20 protein-coding genes, 3 pseudogenes and 1 riboswitch are annotated in these 21,124 nt (G+C 53.3%); of the genes and pseudogenes, 10 read left to right on the top strand and 13 right to left on the bottom strand.

Annotated features, from left to right (window positions below):
• Positions 1-121: 121 nt before the first annotated feature.
• The 3 genes from GZZ87_RS00290 to GZZ87_RS00280 all read right to left on the bottom strand — a co-directional run bounded on the left by GZZ87_RS00290 (position 122) and on the right by GZZ87_RS00280 (position 2,636).
• Entirely contained in the window at positions 122-547 is a 426-nt protein-coding gene (locus GZZ87_RS00290) for a DUF420 domain-containing protein (RefSeq protein WP_162026000.1), read from the bottom strand.
• Between the two features lie 129 nt (positions 548-676).
• Positions 677-1,600, bottom strand: a complete 924-nt coding sequence (cyoE, locus tag GZZ87_RS00285) for a heme o synthase (RefSeq protein WP_244648178.1) — start codon at positions 1,598-1,600, stop codon at positions 677-679.
• 64 nt (positions 1,601-1,664) lie between these two features.
• Entirely contained in the window at positions 1,665-2,636 is a 972-nt protein-coding gene (locus tag GZZ87_RS00280) for a COX15/CtaA family protein (RefSeq protein WP_162026001.1), read from the bottom strand.
• 206 nt (positions 2,637-2,842) lie between these two features.
• Here GZZ87_RS00280 and GZZ87_RS00275 point away from each other — a divergent pair, with 206 nt between their 5' ends.
• Positions 2,843-3,313, top strand: a complete 471-nt coding sequence (locus tag GZZ87_RS00275; protein WP_162028678.1) for a hypothetical protein — start codon at positions 2,843-2,845, stop codon at positions 3,311-3,313.
• Between the two features lie 120 nt (positions 3,314-3,433).
• Here GZZ87_RS00275 and GZZ87_RS00270 read toward each other — a convergent pair whose 3' ends face one another.
• From GZZ87_RS00270 to GZZ87_RS00230, 9 genes and pseudogenes are all read right to left on the bottom strand, one after another.
• Positions 3,434-5,983: a U32 family peptidase gene (locus GZZ87_RS00270; RefSeq protein WP_162026003.1), complete on the bottom strand. Its 2,550-nt coding sequence runs from the start codon at positions 5,981-5,983 to the stop codon at positions 3,434-3,436.
• A gap of 18 nt (positions 5,984-6,001) precedes the next feature.
• Positions 6,002-6,791, bottom strand: a pseudogene (locus tag GZZ87_RS00265) (PDDEXK nuclease domain-containing protein).
• 20 nt (positions 6,792-6,811) lie between these two features.
• Positions 6,812-7,015: pseudogene (locus tag GZZ87_RS19730) on the bottom strand (hydroxyacid dehydrogenase); the annotation flags it as partial.
• A gap of 99 nt (positions 7,016-7,114) precedes the next feature.
• The gene (locus GZZ87_RS00255) at positions 7,115-7,498 is read right to left on the bottom strand and encodes a transcriptional regulator (protein ID WP_162026005.1); all 384 of its coding nucleotides are present in this window, start codon (positions 7,496-7,498) and stop codon (positions 7,115-7,117) included.
• Positions 7,499-7,598: 100 nt separating this feature from the next.
• Positions 7,599-7,892, bottom strand: coding sequence for a type II toxin-antitoxin system HigB family toxin (locus GZZ87_RS00250; protein ID WP_162026006.1), 294 nt, complete (start codon positions 7,890-7,892; stop codon positions 7,599-7,601).
• A 276-nt stretch (positions 7,893-8,168) separates the two neighbouring features.
• Positions 8,169-8,450 carry a hypothetical protein gene (locus tag GZZ87_RS00245; RefSeq protein WP_162026007.1) on the bottom strand — a complete coding sequence of 94 codons (282 nt, stop codon included), beginning with the start codon at positions 8,448-8,450 and terminating at the stop codon, positions 8,169-8,171.
• Positions 8,451-8,479: 29 nt separating this feature from the next.
• A pseudogene (locus tag GZZ87_RS00240) lies at positions 8,480-9,519 on the bottom strand (PDDEXK nuclease domain-containing protein).
• Between the two features lie 120 nt (positions 9,520-9,639).
• The gene (locus GZZ87_RS00235) at positions 9,640-10,272 is read right to left on the bottom strand and encodes a hypothetical protein (RefSeq protein WP_162026008.1); all 633 of its coding nucleotides are present in this window, start codon (positions 10,270-10,272) and stop codon (positions 9,640-9,642) included.
• Between the two features lie 45 nt (positions 10,273-10,317).
• Positions 10,318-11,397: an A/G-specific adenine glycosylase gene (locus GZZ87_RS00230; RefSeq protein ID WP_162026009.1), complete on the bottom strand. Its 1,080-nt coding sequence runs from the start codon at positions 11,395-11,397 to the stop codon at positions 10,318-10,320.
• Positions 11,398-11,540: 143 nt separating this feature from the next.
• Positions 11,541-11,655, top strand: a riboswitch (TPP riboswitch).
• Positions 11,656-11,720: 65 nt separating this feature from the next.
• On the opposite strand from GZZ87_RS00230, the gene thiC reads away from it, so the two are divergent.
• The 8 genes from thiC (at position 11,721) to thiD (ending at position 19,146) form a co-directional block, all read left to right on the top strand.
• Positions 11,721-13,658 (top strand): phosphomethylpyrimidine synthase ThiC, encoded by a 1,938-nt coding sequence (thiC, locus tag GZZ87_RS00225; RefSeq protein WP_162026010.1) that lies wholly within the window; start codon positions 11,721-11,723, stop codon positions 13,656-13,658.
• Positions 13,655-13,858 carry a sulfur carrier protein ThiS gene (gene thiS, locus GZZ87_RS00220; RefSeq protein WP_162026011.1) on the top strand — a complete coding sequence of 68 codons (204 nt, stop codon included), beginning with the start codon at positions 13,655-13,657 and terminating at the stop codon, positions 13,856-13,858. Before thiC ends, thiS begins: the two co-directional genes overlap by 4 nt.
• Positions 13,858-14,445, top strand: coding sequence for a thiamine phosphate synthase (locus tag GZZ87_RS00215; protein ID WP_162026012.1), 588 nt, complete (start codon positions 13,858-13,860; stop codon positions 14,443-14,445). Before thiS ends, GZZ87_RS00215 begins: the two co-directional genes overlap by 1 nt.
• The gene (gene thiE, locus GZZ87_RS00210; protein ID WP_162026013.1) at positions 14,446-15,081 is read left to right on the top strand and encodes a thiamine phosphate synthase; all 636 of its coding nucleotides are present in this window, start codon (positions 14,446-14,448) and stop codon (positions 15,079-15,081) included.
• Between the two features lie 11 nt (positions 15,082-15,092).
• Positions 15,093-15,869 carry a thiazole synthase gene (locus GZZ87_RS00205; RefSeq protein ID WP_162026014.1) on the top strand — a complete coding sequence of 259 codons (777 nt, stop codon included), beginning with the start codon at positions 15,093-15,095 and terminating at the stop codon, positions 15,867-15,869.
• Between the two features lie 208 nt (positions 15,870-16,077).
• Entirely contained in the window at positions 16,078-17,244 is a 1,167-nt protein-coding gene (gene thiH, locus GZZ87_RS00200; protein WP_162026015.1) for a 2-iminoacetate synthase ThiH, read from the top strand.
• 11 nt (positions 17,245-17,255) lie between these two features.
• Positions 17,256-18,365 (top strand): molybdopterin-synthase adenylyltransferase MoeB, encoded by a 1,110-nt coding sequence (moeB, locus tag GZZ87_RS00195; RefSeq protein WP_162026016.1) that lies wholly within the window; start codon positions 17,256-17,258, stop codon positions 18,363-18,365.
• Position 18,366: 1 nt separating this feature from the next.
• Positions 18,367-19,146 (top strand): bifunctional hydroxymethylpyrimidine kinase/phosphomethylpyrimidine kinase, encoded by a 780-nt coding sequence (gene thiD / locus GZZ87_RS00190; RefSeq protein WP_162026017.1) that lies wholly within the window; start codon positions 18,367-18,369, stop codon positions 19,144-19,146.
• A gap of 49 nt (positions 19,147-19,195) precedes the next feature.
• On the opposite strand, the gene GZZ87_RS00185 is transcribed toward thiD, so the two are convergent.
• Entirely contained in the window at positions 19,196-19,864 is a 669-nt protein-coding gene (locus GZZ87_RS00185; RefSeq protein ID WP_162026018.1) for a hypothetical protein, read from the bottom strand.
• A 243-nt stretch (positions 19,865-20,107) separates the two neighbouring features.
• Here GZZ87_RS00185 and rnhC point away from each other — a divergent pair, with 243 nt between their 5' ends.
• Positions 20,108-21,112 (top strand): ribonuclease HIII, encoded by a 1,005-nt coding sequence (gene rnhC / locus GZZ87_RS00180; protein WP_162026019.1) that lies wholly within the window; start codon positions 20,108-20,110, stop codon positions 21,110-21,112.
• The last annotated feature ends 12 nt before the right edge of the window (positions 21,113-21,124 follow it).

Below are 21,124 nucleotides of genomic sequence, written 5' to 3'. Positions count from 1 at the left end.
GAGAATCAAAGGGTAGGTGTTACGCGTGCTAATACAAGCTGACAAGATAATCTTTGCTGATAGCTGAAATTAGCGGATCTGATAAAAACGACAAGGCAGTCGTTTTGATTCAGTTCTGGTTTCAGAACCACTGATATAAGAAGCAGTAAACCAGCACGCCGGTCACTGAGACATAATACCAGATCGGAAAGGTCCAGCGCGCCCAAGCGCGATGTCGCTCGCGTTTACCCTTGATCGCCAGCGTCAGAGTCGTGAGCACCAGCGGCACGATTGCCATGGCTAGCACGATATGCGTCGCAAGCATAATGTAGTAGAAGGTGCGCCATGCGCCTTCGCCGGCGAACGGTGTGTGCACGCCTTGCACTAGGTATTTGTGCAGCACGTAGAAGATCAGGAAGATGATCGATACCGAGAAGGCGCTCAGCATGCACTTGCGATGTGCTTGTTCGCGGCCGGTTTTGATGCAGATGAATCCTGCCGTCAGGAGCACCGTCGCAGTGCCATTGAGCAGTGCGTTAACCGTGGGAAGTGCTTCGGTGAAAGACATTAATGCAAATGGGTAATAGGTAATGGCTAATTGGTAATGGCTAATCGGTATTTAGTGATAGCTCATTTACATTCAGATTAGCCATCATTCATTAACAATTAGCTATTCTCTAAGCCCCGCTTAGAGTGCTTAGAGCAACCAGAGATCCAGCACGAGCGGAAAGAGCAGCGCGGGCAGGTAGAAAATCGAGGCGAAGAACAGTTTACGCGCAGCTGCGTCGCGTTCTTCGGCTTTGAGAAATGCAATCGCAGGGCGTAGCATGTAGATGCCAGCGGCGATGGCGATGGTTCCGTAGATCCATGTCGCATAGCCCAAGAGCACGGGTAGTAAGGTGCTGACGATCAATGCGAGGCAAAAGGCAAAGGACTGCACGGCAACTTTGTGGCCTGTGCTGTCTGCATTGGAGAGCATCACGAAGCCGCCTTGCGCGTAGTCTTTGCGGTGCGTCCATGCGATCGCGAAGAAGTGCGGCATCTGCCAAAGGAAGAGAATTGCAAAAAGAATCCAGCCTAGCGTCGTGATTTGGCCTTCGGCAGCGGCCCAACCGATGAGTGGTGGCAATGCGCCTGGGATCGCTCCGATTAAAGTGTTCCAAGTCGTCAGCCGTTTCAGCGGTGTATATAGCAGCACGTAGGAGGCGATCGTGGCGGCGGTCAATGTGCCTGCCAAAAGATTCGCCCCTTTATATAAGAGGAAGCAGCCGAGGATGCTCAGCCCGAGGCCGTAAATCAATGCATGCATCGGAGCGATACGACCGGCAGGGATTGCTCGGTCTTTGGTGCGCACCATTTTGGCATCGGCTTCACGCTCCAGCCATTGGTTCAGCACCGCTGCGCCGCCAGCGGCCAAAGAGGTGCCGATCAGCAAGCTGAACAGCACCCCAAGGTCACGTTCCGGATCGGCGGAAAGGTAGCCCGCCACCGCAGTGACAACTGAGAGAAAACTCAGCCGTGGTTTTGTTAACTCATAAAAATCTTCAGCACGATCGCGCCATGAAACCGCCGACTCCGAAGAACCGGTAATACTAGAAGACTGTGTAGATGAGTGACTCAATGGTTAGTAGAGAGTGAGTATGGCACGCTCGCTCAAGATAAGCTTAACTGATAGGTAGTATGCGTTATGCTTTTCCTGGACGATGCGCTAGAAAAGTAATGCCCCACGTGCTTGCAAGTAGAAAAGCGCCAATTAGGTGGTGAATTGTTGCGACATAAGGATTTCTTACTGTCCAGATCGTGAGTGCGCCCAAGTAAACTTGAAGGATGAGCAGCCCAAGAATTGCTAATATCCCAATCTTAAAGGCCTTACGTGTCGTATTGTTGGCCCAAAGTTGACTGAGAAATATCAGTAGCACTCCTGTTACTATGACCGCTCCGACACGGTGTGCAAAGTGAATGGCGACGTCAAAATTCCAATAGGCTGGTAGCAAACTGCCTGGTTGTGCCATTGGAAATTGTGCGATCGCAAGTCCCGCCTCGGCATGTCGCATGATCGCGCCGACCAGAATTTGTAGGAAAATCGTCACGGTGCAGGCAATCCCCCAGTGCTTGATTGAGCTTGGCACCGCTCGAGTGAGCCCCCCGTTGTGCTCGATCCATTTGCGTGAACTGCCGATTGTCAGTGCCACGAGGATTCCCAACACGATCATTGCGCCACAGGCGTGCGCCACCGCGAAACTTTGCGCCACCAGATTGTGATCGGCCATTGTATTGAGCGCATCAAATCGCACGCGCGCGCCGCCGAGCACTCCCTGCAAAACGACGACCAGCACCAGCACGCGTGCCCAAACACGCATCCATGAGCGCTCTTCACGCAGCCAGGTGAAGAGTAAGAGTCCGAGCGAGAGAAAGCCCACGATCATGCCGAGTAGGCGGTGGCTGTGTTCCGCGCGCATGTCGGATTGCACGGTCCAGTCAGTCGGGTTGAGTGAGCCATTGGAGAGGGGCCAATCGAGAAAGGCCATACCCGCACGGATACTGGTGGTAAACCCACCAGCGAAGAGTAGCGGTGTGATCCAGCAAAGTGCGAAGACGCAGAAAGCGAAGAGCCACGGTTGATACGTGTCAGTGCGTTTGGATGTAAGAGTGGTCATGGTAGTCGAGGAGGGCAGACTGTGTCTCGTTCGGTGGTAGGATCAAGCGGAAGTTTGATTCTGTTTTTAGAGTTCGGCGCAGGACATGCGTCACTGTATGTGTCGTTTTCGACTAGTGAAATCAAGTCTGGCCTGGTCTGTGCTTATGATCGGTATAATTTGATTTGAAATCTCTCTATCAAGGGGCGACACTGCGCGCTTACCTCATGAACAAGACCCTCTTTTTTAATACTTTACTCGATACGCTCCGCGAGGAGGCCATGCATGCTATCAAAGCGTCCCAAGACGCAGCAGAGTATGCCACGAGTGAAGAATCGCGTGCCGAATCACAATGGGACACGCAAGGGCTTGAAGCCTCATACCTCGCAGCTGGCCAAGCCGGTCAAGCGCAGCAGTGGGCCGATGCGGTGGAAGAATTACAGTCCGAGCGTGAAGATTTATTGAAGCCAAATGCAACCGTGTCACTCGGAGCGTTGTTTAAGTGTGACTTCGGTGGCACCGAAGAGGTGTATTTCTTTGCAGGTGTGGCCGGTGGTCAGGTCATTAAAATGGAGAACATGGAGGTCACTGTGATCACCTCTCAGTCTCCTTTAGCCGGAAAGCTACGCGGATTAAAAGTCGGCGAGACGTTTGCCCTGCCCAGAGGTAAGTTCGGCGAGATCCTGGCGATCGAGTAGATTCGTGTAGGGCTCGTCGCTTGCGCGTTGCCGAGGGGTGCAATTGGCAGTGGTTAAGCACCGAGGTTCTGCAGCGGTCTGCGCAAGCGACAGACCCTACGTTCGACTGCGTTTCAATTCCTACCGCTCCAACGTTCCGCGCGTCACTCCGAGCTGATTGATCAGTCTCAATTCCTGCCACAGTGTGTCGGGGCTCATTTCGCCGCGAAGCAATGCTTCGTAGTGTTCCATCGTGCGGCGCACTTCGTCGCCGGTTTCGTTGAGGAATTCGATGCGGAACGCGGCTGCGCCATGCTTCGCCATGTCATGTGCGAACTCAGCGCCGGTCTGGGCTTTGGAATTGAACAGTGTATTGCGGCAACCAGCATCGGCTTTTAATGGATGCAGTGCACCGACGCGGTCTTTCAACTGCACTTGATGCGTGTCGCACGGGCGTCCGCAGTCGCGGAAGTCTTTGCCCTCCGATAGAAAGGCGCAGAACACGCAGTGCTCCATATGAAACATGGGCATGTGTTGGTGCAGCGTAATTTCAAACCAGCCGGGCTTTGAATTGCTGAGTAGTGCATCAAGTTGCGTGGTGTTCAGGTCATACGAGGCGGTGAGGCGTTCGAGTTTCCAACGATCAATCAAATATTCGGCGGTCAAATGATTCGCAACGTTGAGCGAGAAGTCCCCGCGCATGCGATGCTCTGATAGCGCGTTGAGGTGTTCATGGTTGCGGGCGAGGAATCCGTCTGCGCCGCATTTGAGCAACTGCTTCGTGATGAAATCCTCACCGGATTTGAACATGCGCGGTGGTGCGACCCAGATGTCGCGCTTGCGTCCGTCTTGTTGTTCGGCGTCGCGGGCGCGTTGCACGGCTTCGGCATATTTGCGTGGATCTTCGAGCTCAATGTAGATTTCGGAGTAGGGCAGTGTGAGCGCCACGTCGAACTGTTCCCAATTCCTAACATACGGAATCAAATACGGCTGCGCCGAGTGAGAAGTGGAGGTCTGTGAGGGGTGGGAAGTGAGAATCGGGCCTGGAAGTGCTAGTTGCCAGCGTAGTGGTTGGGCGCGTAGCGCGATCAGTTGGTCCACTGCGTCGCGACGTAATTGGTTGAGCATCGACGCGGGCACCATGCAGCCGTCGCCGAGTTGATTGTCCAAAGATGCGAGATGAAACCCTGTGCTGCCAAGTCGCCCGATCTTCTTTGTGAGTGTTTCGGTGTCAGCGGCTTTCTTTTGTGCGGCTTCGAGGGATTGCTCCGATTCGGTTTGCACGACGCGGCCTTCTTCATCTTGAAGTGAGAGCACGAGTGGTTGGCCAATGCATCCAGTGACGGTTGCAGTAATTGGGCGTTTGTAATTTGGCTGCTCCACTTCGAAACTTTGGCGCAGTGCCTTATCCAACGCAGGGTCTGATGTTTTATAAACGGTGTCGCCGGCGCTGACGCGGTGCCAGTTGATGGAGTCTCTTAGGAAACGGATGAAGCTACGGTTGCTCTCAGTATCCACGGATGTGATACGTCCGCCTTCTTCGCGTTCGTCGGGATGTCCGCGGTCGAGCACGACGCCGTCGCCCGCTTTGACCTCATGATCCAGTGCGAGCCAGATGCCGTCGCGCTCGATGCGCTCGACGACGCCGAGACGAACGCCACGCTTTTTGCCGAAGCGCGCATGCACGAGTTTTTGATTGTCGATACCGCCGAGCCAGCCAGTGGTGAGGCCACGAGAGAAGGTCATTTCCAAGGCGTAGCGGCCTTCGTCGGCGCTGAAGGGGGCGAGTTTTGTCGCTTGTTCGGGATAGCGCTTATTCCACGCGGCATCGAGTGCTTTGCGATAGACGCTGGTTACGGCGGCTACGTATTCAGGTGCTTTCAGGCGGCCTTCGATTTTTAAACTCGCAACGCCAGCATCGATGATGCCGTCCATTGCATCGAGTCCTGCAAGGTCTTGTGGGCTGAGTAAGTAGCGTTGCGCGCCGAGCTCTACTTGTTCGCCGTCGCTAAACAGGTCGTAGGGCAGGCGACAGGCTTGCGCGCATTCGCCGCGATTGGCGGAACGTCCGCCGAGCGATTCGCTGGTCAAGCACTGCCCCGAATACGCCACACAGAGCGCGCCGTGGACGAAGATTTCCAACGGCATATCAAGGCCGTTCTTGAGGGTCTTTTCTTTGATCGCGTTGATCTCCTTGAGCGAACACTCACGTGCCAATACCACGACGCTGGAACCGAGTTCTTCAGCGAAATGAACGCCGGCTTCGCTGGTCACACTCATCTGAGTGGACGCATGGATGGGGAAGTCTGGAGACAGCTTGCGGATCAGACGGCAGATACCGACGTCTTGCACGATGGCCGCATCGACTCCGGCGCTGATGATGGAGCGTAGGAAGCTTTCGGCATCTTCGAGCTCATTGGAAAAGACCAGCGTATTGAAAGTCACATAGCCGCGCACACCGCGCTCATGTAGGTAAGCCATCAAATCTGGCAGGTCGGCTTCGGTGAAATTCTTGCCGCGCATGCGCGCATTGAAACGATCCAGACCAAAGAAAATCGCATCGGCACCATTCTCGACAGCCGCGCGGGCGCATTCCCAGTCGCCTGCAGGCGCAAGGATTTCAGGTTTGTAGAGTGTGGCGTGCGAGCGGTCGCTATCGACGTTGAGGCGCTTTGGTATGAGTTTTGGCATGCTGGGAAGGTTGAAAATTTAATCGAGACGTTTTCGTTCGCGTTCGATTTCAGCTTTGAGTGTTTCTTCGCTTGGGAGAATCGTGCGGTATTTGGAGGCGAACAGTTGTTCGTTTTCTTTGAGGACGGAGTATTGCACCATCGTTTCATCTTTGTCCGCGCAGAGGATGATGCCGATGGTGGGGTTGTCATCTTCACCGCGCTTTAGGTCGTCAAACATGCGCACATACATGTCCATTTGGCCGATGTCCTGGTGGGTGAGCTTGGTTGTTTTTAGATCCAATATCACGAAGCACTTGAGCAAGTAGTTGTAGAAAACTAGGTCGAGATAGAAGTGATTGGTTTCGGTGCTGATAATACGACTGAGTTTTAATTTGACGCTCTAGTTCTCGGACACTCCAGTTTTGCTTCTTGGATTCGACGAGGTAGTAGTGTCGAGCTGCTTCATCCTCTTCTCGCATGACGAGACAATTATGGCTCCAGCTCAATTCGCTAGACAGTGTGTAGCGAATTCCTTTTTCTGGGCAACTTAGGTAGAACTGCCTCATATTTCTTAGGTTCGCGAGTGAGAATCCTTTGCCAAATTCACTCGTCAGGCTTTTGGAGAGTGCTTCGATGACTCGTTTGCCATAAGTCGCCTTGGCAGCTCCGCCTTGTTCTTCCTTGACGATGCGTTCGCCGATACTCCAGTAGGCTTCCACCATTACGGAGTTGATGGTCTTGACGGCTTGGCCTCGGGCACGCTGCAATATTTCTTTGACTTCAGAAAAGAACTCGTTGGCGTCGCTATCAGATAGATTGGTGCTCATTGGATTGTGGGAAGAAGTTATGTTTGAACTGTTAAGGATTCCTTAACAGTTGCCTCGGAGATCAATTCTCCATCTTCGAAAATATGTTTCTCATGTATGGAAACGTTATTCTTTGTCGTCTGAAAAAACTCCGCTATTTCCAGTTGCGTGAGCCAGACGGTTTCGTCTTCGGCACGGAGCTGAATTTGGCTTTTGCCGTCTTCGGTTGTGTAAAGGATGAACATCAGGTGTTGGTCGAGGAGGCGACGGTGTGGTGATCAGGCAGGTTTGTAAAGGGCAGTGTGCAGCAAGTCGGTTTAGGGTTTTGAGGAAGAGCGGATTTTCTATTTATTCTGTGTTCCGTAGTCGGACTGTGGTTCCTGCACGAGCGTTTCGGCTGAGATGCCTAGGCCGGTATGAAGGGCGCGGATCATGTTGAGGCTCAGGGGGCGTTTGTGGTTAAGAACTTCGGATACCTTGCTCTTACTGGGAATGTATTTGGTGAGGTCGGTGGCTTTGAGCCCGAGTTGCTCCATCCGGAATTTGATGGCTTCGATGGGATCGGGCGGTGGCACGGGCTGGTGCTTGGATTCGTAGTTTTCGATGAGCAGCGTCCATAGCTCTAATTCCGCTTCTTCTGAGCTGCCGGGCGTGGCATCCATCAGGGCTTCCACACGATTGAGCGCTGCGGAGTGGTCGGCTTTTGTCTGTAGGATTTTGGGTTGCATGGCTGGCTGCTTCGCAGCTGTGAGGAGTGAGGAGTGAGGAGTGAGGAGTGAGGAGTGAGCAGTGAGGAGTGAGGAGTGAGCAGTGAGGAGTGAGGAGTGTTTAGATAATGATGGCGTCGATCTTGTCATATTCGGCGTGCGTTCCGATAAAACGAATAAAGAGGATTCCTGTGTTGTAGTGGACTTTTACAATGAGTCTGTAGTGATTGCCCTTGATGTTGAAGACGATGCGATTGCCTGGAAGGATATCAGCAGATGGATAGGCTTGCTTGATTGCTTTCTGGGTGGACCACTTTGCTTCCGAAGCTTCATGGAACCATGCACGTAGAGCTTGTTCAGCATCGGCATGTATTTGCCAGAAATCGCGTAAGGTGCCTCGGCTGATGATTCGCATGGTTTAGAGGGTAAGGATGAGGGGGAGCAGCTTTTAGGCAAGCTAAAGGTTCCCATTTTGGGAACATTGTTCGTTTTGAGCTCAGGACGGCAGGGAGCCGCAACGTCCTCGTTGGCTGTTTCCGTTACGGCTGCGGTGCTGCTGGGAGGCCTTCTGAAGCCATCCATTTTAGCAATGGGGCAAGTGTGTCTGTTTCTTTGGCGACTTTTGATTCGTTTACGGCGAGTCCGTAGTCTTCGGGGTGCCAGGTGCTGGGAGCCTAGTTTTTGGAGGATTTCAGGGATCAGAGCCCTTTTGCGGGGAGCCGATACGCTGAATGTGCCCTGAGTCTTGTAGGGATCGGAGTTTGCGTTGAATTGTGCGGGAGCTGGAGCTGAGTGCTACGGCTAGATCGACGGTGGCAATCTCCGGAGTCGCGAGCTGGAGCTGGAGGATTTCTTCTGCCATTTCTTCCGCTACGCTAGGGAAGGTGAGAGTGAAAAAGCCGTCATCGTCGACCTGCGCGGCAGGGGCGTTGCCCGCTACGAGACTCTGTTGAATACGGAGTCCATTTTCCATACAAATATCGGAAGTATTCGTGATACGTGCTAGCTGTCGAAACGTGCGCGTGCGGTTTCGATGGCGGCTTGCAGTTTCTGCTGTAGGAGTGCGGGCGAGGGTAGAGCTGTCAAGTATTCGGCGACGTGGATGCCAGATTGATCGAGCTCTAGCAGTTCGATTTGTTCCTGCTTCTTACCTGCGCAGAGAATGATGCCGAGTGGGGCGTCTTCGCCAGGTTGTTGCTCATGTTTGGCGAGCCAGCGGAGATACAATTCCATTTGTCCTTTATCTTTGGCTTGGAAATCGCCGAGTTTGAGGTCGATCGCGATCAGGCGCTTGAGGCCTCGGTGATAGAATAGGAGGTCGATGTAGAAATCGTCGGAGTCGATCTGGATGCGTTTTTGACGTCCGAGGAAGGCGAAGCCGCTGCCGAGCTCTAGCAGGAAGGTTTCGAGTTCACGCAGGATCGCGTCTTCGAGATCTTTTTCGAGGTAGCGGTCTCAGAGGCCTAGAAAGTCGAGGACATAGGGATCGCGAAAGACGAGGTCGGGAGAGATTGGTCTTCGGTGCGGAGTGCAGTGATTTCAGCTTCAGCGACTTCCTCGGGTTTCTTGGAAATGGCGGTGCGCTCGAAGAGCATGCCTTGAATCTTGGCGCGTAGCGTGCGCACGCTCCAACGTTCGACGCGGCACATCTCTGCGTAGAACTCACGTTGGAGTGGCTGGTTGAGCGGGATTAGGGCAGAAAAATGTGACCAGCCCAATTGTGCAGACAGTGTCTGCACAATTGCCGCCTCGGGGAAAACCTCGGCAAAGCGGATCATGTTGAAGAGGTTGCGTCGGCTGAAGCCGCGACCGAATTCTTCTGTCAATTGTGCACTCAGTGATTGCACAATCTCTTTACCATATTCGGCACGCTCGTTGTTGAGGATTTCTGTCTGGATGCGCTTACCGATACGCCAGTAGAGCAAAGTCATGCCGGCATTGACCGTTTGAGCCACACCTTCACGGGTTTGCTCGATCATGCGGCGCACGTCGGTCGCCAGACCTTCCTTGCTTTGGATGATGTCGATGTTTTGCGGACTCATTGTCTTCTGGATTCGTTTATTAAAGTCAGGTTAGCTATTGTGGCTTCTTGAGGACAGAATAAAACAGACCAGCCCTTTTATGTGCATTCTCTTTACAGACGAGTGGCGCGGGGCGCAGTGCTAGCTGCCTGTATTCTGCTGCTCTTCGGGAGGGATCGGCAAGAGGCGGTCACGGTCGTAAGGTCGTTCGGCTTTGCGCGGCATTACATCCTCGGGGAATTCATGTTTCCAGTCATCGCGTTCCGTGTCGTCGGCGTAGTATTTGAGGTGAATTCCGTTCATTTCAGGCGTATCTTCGGTTGGGAATTCGGTCATGTCGTAGCGACTATTCCATCCAGATCCATCAGGCATGATCTGCGTTTCTTCCGGTAGCACCTCGTTGAAGAGTAAGTCGTAGAAAACTCGGTCGGAGAGATGGTCGCTACAATAGAAGAACACACGCATGGTCGCCAAGGCTCTGAGGAGTTTCCAGAGGGCTGCGTGCAGGTCGTCGTCAGTCGTGAGTTGATCGGGGGGCACAGCACAGAAACCGTGCCGCTCTAGCAGTGCTGCCTTGAGAGACATATAGGGCGCAGTTTCGAAGGCGTGGATGTGCGACCAAAAGCTCTCCTGCATTTCAAGTGTGGCACCTGCGCCACCTTCTCCGACGATCGGCGTGCCTGCTACTTGTTCGACTTCGGCGCGTAATTGAGCAATGCGTAAAACGCGTTCAATGATGTCGTCTTCTTCGTCATTGGCAGAGGAATCGTCCATAGATTTATGGTGAACGAATTTTCACTTAAAGTAAAGTGCTGATTTTTATAATCGTTGTTTTAACAGCTCTTTAGTCCAGCGGCGGTGGGGGCCGGAGAGGGTGATGCTGTCTAGCTGGTCAAGGGCGACCCAGGAGAGGGAAGAGACCTGAGGGGGGAGGGCAGAGAGCTGAGAGGGGGGAGATTTGAGACCTGAGACTTGAGGGGGGAGACTTGAGGTTTGAGATTTGAGTGGGTAGATCGTCTCTTTGATGCGCTTGTTGGTGATGCCGCGGGTTTTGGTGGCTAGGGCTTTGCCTAGCTTTGGTTTGGCTTCGAAGTGTGTGGTGGCGGGCAGTTCGTATTGACCTGCCAGTTGTTTGGCGTTGTCGGGGATGCGGTGGAGGAGGAGTTTTTTGTCTTGGACGATCCAGACGCGGTCGATCTGCACTTGCTGGATCGCTTTGCGCTGAATGTTGGGAATGCCTTCCTGGGTGCCGGCTGCAGCGGCGGCGCAAAATTGCACGACAGGGCAGACGGTGCAGAGCGGATTCGCTTTCTGGCAAATCGTGGCCCCGAGCTCCATCATTGCTTGGTTGTGATCACCCGGGGTGCTGTGGTTGAGCACGGTGTCGGCGGTTGGCGTGAAGCTCTTGACGGCATCGCCGTTGTTTTTGAAGGCGCGGTCGTCGTTGGTCAGGCGTGCGAGAATACGCACGACATTGCCATCGACGACGGCGGCTGGGAAGTTTTGCGCGATCGAGCTGATGGCGGCTGAAGTATAGGGGCCGATGCCGGGCAGGGCTTGCCACTCTTTGGCGGTGGTCGGCTTCGGATCGAGGGCGACATATTCCTGCGCGAGTTTGTGTAGATTGCGGGCGCGGCTGTAGTAGCCGAGGCCTTCCCAGTGCTTAAGCACATCGTCGCTGGGTGCGTCGGCGAGTGCTTGGAAGTCGGGGAAGCGTTTGAGCCAACGATCAAAGTAGGGCAGCATCGTCTTGATCTGCGTCTGCTGCGCCATCAGCTCGGAGACCACGGTTTTGTAGAGCGAGGGGGCCGTGCGCCACGGCAGCGGACGCTGCGCGGTGGCATACCAGTCGGCGAGGGCTTGTTGAAAGTCGGCAATGTTGTCGGTCAATTTGGTCATGGCTCGTGGCAGCAAAGCACAGCGTGGATCGCAGCTAGGGCGAGCAGAAAAGCGCGGTGCTTGGGATTGTGTCAGCGCGGTGAAAATTGCTCTCTGTCTCTTTTTTTAATTTGCATTCAGTTTGGGGCGTTCTATCTATCGGTGCTTAGATATAGGAGAGCTCCAGGCGTGGAGCTGAGATTTGGGTGCGCTCCACCCGTAGATCCTTTGAACCTGATGCGTGTTAACACCGCCGTAGGGATTATCGAGTCGAATGGGGCAGTTGGACTATTGGGCGGGATTTTTTCGGGGCAGTGTGAGGCGGGTCGTTACTCACTTAGATTATGTCAGAAAATTCCACCAACGAAACGATTTCGAACCATACATTATTTCCAAACTCCGAGCGGGTTTATATTACTGGATCACGGCCAGACCTGAAGGTGCCGATGCGTGAGATTCAGCTTTCGCCGACGATCTTGCCAAATGGTGCGGGTGAGTCGCCGAATGATCCAGTTCGCGTCTATGATACGGCAGGTGCATGGGGTGATGCGGACTATCACGGTGATGTGACTCGGGGCTTACCGCGCATGCGTGAGGCATGGATTCGTGAGCGTGGGGATGTCGAGGAATACGAGGGCCGTGCAGTCAAACCTCAGGATGATGGCTATTTGTCCGAGGTGCATAAAGCGGGCGCCCGGTTGAAAGAGAATGATCGTAAGCTGATCGAATTTGAGAATAAACCATATCGTCCTTTGCGCGCAAAGGCCGGTAAGTGTGTAACGCAGCTGCACTATGCGCGCGCTGGCATCATTACGCCGGAGATGGAGTTCATCGCGATCCGTGAGAATATGAAGCTGCAAGCGGCGAAGCAGGGAGCCGACATTTCGCCGAATGCGGATCAGAATACGCTAAATATTCAGCACCCAGGGCAAAGTTTTGGTGCGTCGATTCCAGATGAAATCACGCCGGAATTCGTGCGCTCGGAGGTGGCGCGTGGTCGTGCCATCATTCCTTCGAATATCAATCACCCTGAGCTGGAGCCGATGATTATCGGCCGCAACTTTTTGGTGAAGATCAATACCAATATCGGTAACTCTGCAGTGGCGTCTTCGATCGAAGAAGAGGTTGAGAAAATGCGTTGGTCGGTGAAGTGGGGTGGTGATACTTTGATGGATCTTTCGACGGGTAAAAATATTCACCAGACGCGTGAATGGATTATGCGTAATTGCCCTGTGCCTGTCGGGACGGTTCCGATTTACCAAGCCTTGGAAAAGGTGAATGGAAAGGCTGAAGACCTGACTTGGGAAATCTTCCGTGATACCTTGATCGAACAAGCCGAACAAGGTGTGGATTACTTTACAATCCACGCGGCGGTGCTGCTGCCCTTCGTGCCGATGACTGCCAAGCGTATGACGGGTATCGTGAGCCGTGGTGGTTCGATCATGGCGAAATGGTGCCTCTCGCACCACAAGGAGAATTTTCTCTACACGCACTGGGATGACATTTGCGAAATCATGGCGGCCTATGACGTCTCGTTTTCGATTGGAGACGGTCTGCGTCCGGGCTCGATTGCGGATGCGAATGATGAAGCGCAATTTGCTGAATTGAAAACGCAGGGTGAGCTGACGACGCGCGCTTGGGAGTTTGGGGTGCAGGTCATGAATGAAGGCCCTGGGCACGTGCCGATGCATATGATTGAGGAGAACATGACGAAGCAAATTGAGTGGTGCCATGAGGCGCCTTTCTACACGCTTGGGCCACTCACGACCGACATCGCGCCGGGCTACGACCACATTACCAGTGGTATCGGTGCGGCGATGATCGGGTGGTATGGTTGTGCGATGCTTTGCTATGTGACGCCGAAGGAGCACCTCGGTTTGCCGAATAGGGACGACGTGCGTGAAGGCGTGATTACATACAAAATCGCGGCGCATGCGGCTGACCTCGGGAAGGGGCATCCTGCCGCGCAGTATCGTGATAATGCGCTGTCGAAGGCGCGCTTCGAATTCCGTTGGGAGGATCAGTTTAATCTTTCGCTGGATCCCGAGAAGGCGAAGTCCTTTCACGACGAAACTTTACCACAGGACTCCGCGAAGACGGCGCATTTCTGTTCGATGTGTGGACCGAACTTTTGCTCGATGAAGATTACCGAAGATGTCCGCGCATATGCAGCGCAGCTTGGCGTCTCAGAGCAGGAAGCACTCGAAAAGGGCATGGCTGAAAAGTCGGCTGAATTTAAAAACAAAGGCGGCGAGGTCTATCTCGCTGGTTCTAAAGCATGAAGATTCAACTCAATGATGAACCGCGCACAGTGGCAGACGGCTGCAACTTGCATGCTTTTTTAACTGACTGTGGCTTTGCCGCGAAGGCAGGGATCGCTGTGGCAGTCAATCATTCCATTGTGCCTGTAGGCCAATGGGAGGGTTGCGACTTGAGTGACGGTGACTCCATTCTACTCATTCAAGCAACACAAGGCGGCTGATGTTTGAGTGGCTCGCAGTTTCTCCGGAAGCGGATTACCCTGAGGAGGCGTTCGTGATTGAGCGTCTCCTCGATGCGGGGCTCTGCCTGTATCACGTGCGTAAGCCCGGGTGGACACTGGCGCAGTGTGAGTCGTTGCTGGAGCAGTTGCCGCAATGGTGCCGTGGGCGAGTCGTAATCCATGAACATTATAGCTTAGTAGCAGAGTATATGCTCGCAGGGTGCCATATGAAGGATCGACTTGATGCAGTTGAGCTTCGCTCTCGGTGGCATGCGCCTTCGATGAGCCGCTCGCTGCATCGTATCAGTGATTTGGATACGGATATGTCAGGCTGGAACTATGGATTCTTGAGCCCCATATTTCCGTCGCTTACAAAGGTCGGTTATACCGCGCCATGGACGTTGGATCAGTTGCAGCAGGCCTTGTTGCAGTATGCCGGCGCTTCGCTGTATGCGCTTGGAGGAGTTGATGCTGGGAATTGTGCGGTCTGCGCCGATTTAGGATTCGCAGGGGCAGTGTTACACGGGGCGTTATGGTTAGATGACGCGCCCATCAAACAATTTAATGAAATTAAGAGGACCGTATAAATGAATGAAATACCAATACAGTGTTTAACTCAGGATGGCATCGAGATGTCTCACGAAGCTCAGGTGTTGGCGCTTTGTGCTGCTGGTGCTCAGTGGATACAGTTGCGCTTTAAGGAGGCGACTGATGATGCAGTCGCAATGGTGGCTGACGCGTGCCTGCCTGTGTGCCGTGCACGTGGTGTGCGTCTGATTGTGGATGACCGCATACATGTCGCACTGTCGGTCGGTGCGGATGGTGTGCATTTGGGCAAATTAGATATGCCATGGCACGAGGCGCGTGCGCTTGCAGGGCAGGATTTTATTATAGGGGGCACCGTAAACTCAGTCGCAGATGCACTGCGCGCGAGTGAGCCGGGCTTGCTGGATTATGTTGGCGTGGGGCCGTATCGTTTTACTGAGACGAAGAAGAATCTCGCTCCGATTCTTTCAGGCGGGGAGTGGCAGGAAATTTTACGCACACTTGGGCCGATTCCGTCGTATGCCATCGGTGGGATTTGCGTTGAGGATTTACCGGAACTTCGTGAGCGCGGGGTAACTGGTGTGGCTGTGTGCTCGGGTGTGTATCGACATGCCGAAGTAACAGATAATTACCGCGCATTTCTCGATGCGTGGGAGTCGGAGGCAGTCGGTGTTTGAGGAACTTTCGTATGAAGAATAAACCATTAAAAATTGGGGGTAAAACCTTCGAGTCACGTCTGTTTGTAGGCACCGGAAAATATGCTTCGGGTGCAATGATGCGTGATAGCATTCGAGCCACTGGTAGTCAGTTGGTGACGATGGCGATGCGTCGTGTGCAGACGCATGGCGGCGATGACGGCATCATGGAATTCATGGAGATGGATCGCTATCGTTTGTTGCCTAATACTTCCGGTGTGCGTGACGCTAAAGAAGCGGTCTTTGCGGCGCAGTTGGCGCGTGAGGCGTTGGGCACGAATTGGTTGAAATTAGAGATTCACCCCGATCCAAAGTATTTGATGCCGGATCCGATCGAGACGCTGAAAGCAGCTGAGATCTTAGTGAAAGAAGGCTTTGTCGTGCTACCGTATGTGCATGCCGACCCTGTGCTGTGTAAGCGCTTAGAGGATGTCGGCGTGGCTGCAGTGATGCCGCTGGCGGCACCCATCGGCACGAATGAAGGATTGGCGGCGCGTCGTTTCTTGGAGATTATCATCGCGCAGAGTCAGGTGCCCGTGGTGATTGATGCGGGTCTCGGCTTACCTTCACATGCGGCCGATGCCATGGAGATCGGAGCCGACGCAGTGTTGGTGAATACCGCAATTGCGACGGCTCGTGATCCGATTGCTATGGGCGCTGCCTTTAAGATGGCAGTTGAGTGTGGGCGTGTCGCGTATGAAGCAGGCCGTGGTGCACAATCGACCGAGGCCGTGGCATCGTCACCGCTGACTGCGTTCTTGGAGGCTTAGTGAGTCTGTAACTATTAAATACCTAGAGACTATTAGTAATGAAACAAGAAGCTTGGATTGAATCATTTAACCACTCGCTTCGCTGGAGTTCACTGAGACACGGAGCTAATATGCTGTTTTTGAGCGATTGCTCTGTTTCTTCCTGCAGTGTTGCTCGCCTCCGTGTCTCAGTGTTCTCCGTGGTAAACTATATTCAATCTGTTTTAGCATGAGTTTTATTGATACATTAAATCGTCTGGATTGGCAGACGACCAAGGCTGCAATTCTCGCGAAGCAAGCGAGTGATGTGGAGCGTGCTTTGGCACGGCCAGTCGGGCAGTTGACGCTGGAGGATTTTCAAGCGCTGATCTCGCCTGCTGCGGCTGACTCTTTGGAGCAAATGGCGCGGATCAGTCATACACGGACGGTGGAGCGGTTTGGCTATACGCAGCAGATGTATGCGCCAGTGTATCTGTCGAATGTGTGCAGTAATATTTGCACGTATTGCGGCTTTAGCGCGAATAACAAAATCCCACGGAAAATTCTCAATGAGTCTGAGATTGAGCAAGAGTTAGAGGCGGTCAAAGCCTTGGGGATGGATCACGTGCTGTTTGTTACTGGAGAAGCGAATGTGCGTGTGGGTGTGCCGTATTTGAAAAAAGCCTTTGAGATCGCGCGGCGTCAATTCTCCAGCATTTCAATGGAAGTGCAGCCACTGGATCAGGATGCGTATGAGGCGTTGATCGATGCCGGTCTGAGTTCGGTGTTGGTCTATCAGGAAACGTATAACCGTGCGTCCTACGCAACGTATCACCCGAAGGGGATGAAGAGCAACTTTGAGTATCGCTTGGAGACGCCTGATCGCTTGGGTCGTGCAGGGGTGAAGAAAATCGGATTGGGCGCATTGTATGGTCTGGATGATTGGCGCACGGATTCGTTCATGGTGGCGACACATCTGCGTTACATGGAGCAGACGTATTGGAAGACTCGCTACAGTTTGTCGTTTCCCCGCATACGACCGCACGAAGGCGACTTTGAGCCTGTCTCAGTGATGACAGATCGTGATCTGGTGCAATTAGTGTGTGCGTATCGAATGCTGAGTTCCGAGGTGGAGCTATCGATGTCGACCCGTGAGCATGCATCCTTCCGTGATCATGCACACAAGTTGGGGATTACTACGTTGAGCGCAGGTTCTAAGACGAATCCAGGTGGCTATGCCGTTGATCCACAGACGCTAGAGCAGTTTGAGATCTCGGATGATCGTAGTCCGGCGGAGGTGGCTAGCATGCTACGTCAGGGAGGCTATGAAGTGGTCTGGAAAGATTGGGATGCGACCTATGATGGCTTCGACTCGTCAAGCTCGTCGAACGTTGAACATCGAACTTTGAACGTTTAACTTTGAAGGATATGACTACATTGAGGAAATCTGAAATCGAGCGCTACCAGCGTCATTTGACTTTACCTGGGTTTGGCGAAGTCGCTCAACTGAAGCTGAAAACGGCGCGTGTGCTGGTGGTCGGCGCGGGTGGGCTTGGTTGTCCGGCGTTGCAGTATTTGGCGGCTGCAGGAGTGGGCACGCTGGGGATTGTCGATGATGACCGCGTGTGTCGTTCGAATTTGCAGCGGCAGATTTTGTTTGCGGAATCGGATGTGGGGCAGTCCAAGGCGGAGGTTGCGGCGGCGCGGCTGTTGGCAATGAATCCGGATGTGTGCTGCGAGGTGCATGCCACGCGTCTAACTATCGCGAATGCTTTAGAGCTGATCGGGGCGTATGATGTGGTGCTGGATGGTTCAGATAATTTTACTACACGGTATTTGGTGAACGATGCCTGTGTCTTGGCAGGCAAGCCTTTGATCTATGGTGCGTTGCAGGCCTTTCAAGGACAAGCGAGTGTCTTTAATTATGAAGGCGGCCCGACGTATCGCTGTCTCTTTCCAGAGCCACCCCGACCAGAGGATGCGCCCAATTGCTCCGAGGTGGGAGTGCTCGGTGTTTTGCCTGGGATGATTGGAGTGATCCAAGCCACCGAAGCGATCAAAGTGCTGACGGGGATTGGTGAGCCTTTGTCTGGTCGGCTATTAATCTACGATGCGCTGAAGATGAGTCAGACGACGGTGCGCTTTGAGCGTGTGCCTGAGGTGGCTGACGTGACGGAACTGACAGAGTTACAGTATTGCTGTTCGTTGCCGGAAGAGGATGTGGAGGAGGAGATTGCGGTGGATGCACTCCGCGCGCTGCGGGCGATTAATGCGAGTGCGATTCAGGTGATTGATGTGCGAGAATCTTGGGAGCGTGCGCTGTTTAAAATCGATTCAGTGCATATTCCACTCGGTGAAATACTTGAGCAGACGGCGGATATAACAGAGTTTGGCCTGCAACTGGATCGGCCGACCGTAGTGTATTGCAAAGCCGGAGGACGTAGTTTGAAGGCGCTGCATGTCTTGCGAGCGCAGTATGGTTTTTCGCGGATTTATAGCTTGAAAGGGGGCATGCAGGCTTGGGCGGCTGCGTTGTAAGATGAACGCACCACCTCATGTCTTAACGATTTCGGGCTCTGATAGTTCAGGGCGCGCAGGGATGCAGGCAGACAATCGCGCGATTCACTGCTGCGGTTGTTTTCCGCTTAACGTGTTGACTGCGGTGACTCTGCAGGGTCCAAAGGGGGTGGAGTCGGTTGAGCTGATGTCGCCCGACTTTGTAGAGCAACAGCTTCGATCCATGCTCAAGTCGTATGATGTGAAAGCGATTAAGAGCGGTATGCTCGGCAGTGTTGAGATTGTGTGTCGGGTCGCTCAAGTCTTGAGTGAGTATCCCGATATTCCCTATGTGTTAGATCCAGTGATGTGCTCGAGTAGTGGCACGCGTTTACTAGAGATCGAAGCGATCGAAGCCTTGCGCACCGGCTTGATGCCGCGCGCGACGTTGACGACGCCGAACCTCGATGAGGTTGAGATTTTGTCTGGCATCGCTGATGACGCGTGGGAGGCAGGCGCTGAACTGGCGAGATCGAGTGGTCAGGCGATTTTATTGAAAGGCGGGCATGCCACGGGGGAGAATTGCGATGACTGGTTGTTTTATCCAGATGGTCGCCGATATTGTCATCGTGACGAGCGTGTTGAGACTCTGAATACGCGCGGCACAGGATGCGCGCTGAGTGCGTTGATTGCGGCGCATCTCGCGTTGGAACCATATGAGCTGGAGAGTGCGATCAAGTCTGCGAAGGATCAATTGTCATGCTCGTTATATGAGCATGCAAAGGTCGGCTGGAAGGGCGGTGGCCCGAGTTTTTATGACTGAGCGATTCAATCGATAGAGCCTAACAGCCTGTTACGTGCGATGGCTGCGATTAATTGAGCAATGCCTGTAATAGAGCGGACTGCAGCTGTGACTTGTCGGACTCGAAGGATAAGTTATCGATTCGAGAGGTGATGTATTTGATCGTGCGCTTTGATAACGCAGGGTTTTCGATCAATTGCAGCAAGACTGTCATTTGATCCGAGTTGAAATTCAAATCATCGAAGGCTAACTGAGCCACTCGTAGTTGAGCTGCTTCTGGCAACTTTTCTTTTTGAGCGATACTGTCTAGAATGGTTACTTTGTTCGAATCAAATGACACTGTCTTGACCGAGTCTAGTATCCCCAAGAGCTCATCGACGTCCTCGGTATCCGCCGCTTTTTCCGCTAGCTCGGCTGCGGTCTCTGGCAGTAGACTTTTGATGACTTCTGTGACCCATGGTTGGTTTTCCATTGTGTCGGGCACTAGAACAGCATCGCGTTTGATCTGTAGCTGCCACAGTCCGTCTTTTTCTGAGAGCAAGGCTTCTTGCTCTGTGCGGCCGACCTTTTTAGTGACCCGCACCCACGCTTCAGGTGTCCACTCGACGATCTCACCTTGTTGAAACGCAACATCGCCGTTCACCTCCATCCGAAGCTGCTCTTTTTTGAAAGTGGATTGATTCGTCTGACTGTAGATCTGGGGTGCGCCTTCTTCCGCCTGTTTCGTTGGTGTAAACACGGAATACTCTCGGTGCTTATGATGGCATCCAGCGCAGCAGAGAAGTAACAGGGAGAGAGTCAGGGGGCGTAGTCGGATCATATTTAAAGTAATGAGGTGGTCATCTGGTGATGTTTCGATGGTAGACAGACAGGAATGTCTGTATCACTTTTAAAGAGTCGCTGCACGAGTTGAATTCAACATTGAACGTCGAACTCTGAATGTCCTTACTTCTTAACTTTGCGAGCCACCTGATCTCACACCATGCCGAAAAAGAAAACACCGAAGACGGAGGACGAAGGTCCAAAAGTTAAAAAGATTTATACGATCAAGCTGAGCCAAGAGCAGCTTGAGGCGTTGGGCGAACGCTTGGATTCGGCTCCGGCGGGTAAGTGGATGCATTACGATGTGGCTTATTCGCAGTTCGCTTTTAAGGGCGAGGGTGTGAATGTGGTCGGCTATCAGAGTGGCAAGCTGGTCGTGCAGGGCAAGAAGACCGAAGATTTTGTGCGTGATATTTTGGAAGCCGAGATCACGGGCGAGGCGCGTCTAGGCTACGACGATGTGCATAATCCCGAGTGGTTCACACTGCATGCTGGTTGTGACGAGAGTGGTAAGGGCGACTTGTTCGGGCCGCTGGTCGTTGCCTGTGTGGTGGCGGACGAAGCGATGGTGCGCGAATGGATCGAGGCGGGCGTCTGTGATAGTAAGAAGATCACGGACAACACGATTTTGAAGCTGGATAAGTTGATTCGTCAAACCAAGGGCGTGGTGATTGCGACTGCGTTTGCGCGGATGACGAAATACAACCATTTGTATAAGAAGTTTGGCAGTAATCTAAACAAGCTGCTCGCGTGGTATCATGGTCGCGGTCTCAATGAGGCGCTGGATAAACGCCCAGCGCCGTGGGGCTTGCTCGACCAATTTACCAAAGAAAAACTGGTGGATGCGTATGTCGCTGAGCGTAAAGATTTCAAATTGGTGAGCCGCACGAAGGCGGAGTCCGATCCGGTGGTGGCTGCGGCATCGATCGTGGCGCGTGCGATTTACGTGCGTGAGATGAAGCGACTCTCCGACGAACTGCAGCCGATTCTCGGCGAGCCTTTAATGAAAGGTGCGAGCGGGAAAGTGCTCGAGCAGGCCAAGAAGATCGTCGCAGCGAAAGGGCCAGGCGAGTTGGCGGGCTATGCGAAGATGCATTTTAAGACGGCCTATGAGGCGCAAGGCTTGGAGCCGCCGAAGAAGCCAGCTTGGTCGAAGTTTAAGTAGAGATACGAAAAA

Source organism: Lentimonas sp. CC4 (genome assembly GCF_902728235.1).
In the GTDB taxonomy this organism is placed as follows: domain Bacteria; phylum Verrucomicrobiota; class Verrucomicrobiia; order Opitutales; family Coraliomargaritaceae; genus Lentimonas.
This window is presented reverse-complemented; position numbering and strand designations above follow the sequence as displayed.